At 65.9% G+C, this 446-nt stretch carries 1 protein-coding gene; it reads right to left on the bottom strand.

The features are described 5' to 3' along the window. Window positions 1–446: PAS domain S-box protein (locus tag EXE44_RS18215; RefSeq protein WP_137718064.1), on the bottom strand; the 446-nt coding region annotated here is incomplete at both ends.

The following is a 446-nucleotide window of genomic DNA, read 5'->3' as shown; positions in this document are numbered from 1 at the left end:
CAGGAGGTCCGCGTACCCGCCGATGACGTTGGTGTCGTTTTTGAGATCGTGTCGAAGCACGCGGTTCAACACCTGAAGCCGCTGTTCGTACCGCCTCGTCTCCGTGACGTCGGTCGCGGTGATGACGACCTCGCTGCCGTCCGCGAACAGCCGTTCGATCACCGTCTCGAACCGTCGCCAACTGCCGTCGTCGTGGGCGATTCGGTGCGTGAGCGACTGCGGCTCGGCGTCCTCGAACGCGCGCTCGAACGCCTTTTGCGCCTCGCGCCGATCCTCCGGATGGACGAAGTCGATGACCGGGCGTCCCTCCACCTCGCTCGTTTCGTGACCGAGCAACCGCGCTATCGACGGACTCACGTATCGGAGCAGGCCGTCGTCGCCGCAGACGGCGATCACGTTCGGGGACTTCTCGATGAGCGCGCGGTAGCGCCGCTGGAGCGTCTCCC

Source organism: Halorubrum sp. SS7, assembly GCF_005435055.1.
Classification (GTDB): Archaea; Halobacteriota; Halobacteria; order Halobacteriales; family Haloferacaceae; genus Halorubrum; species Halorubrum salinarum.
Note: the sequence above shows the minus strand (reverse complement) of the source record. Positions and strands in the feature narration are given on the sequence as shown.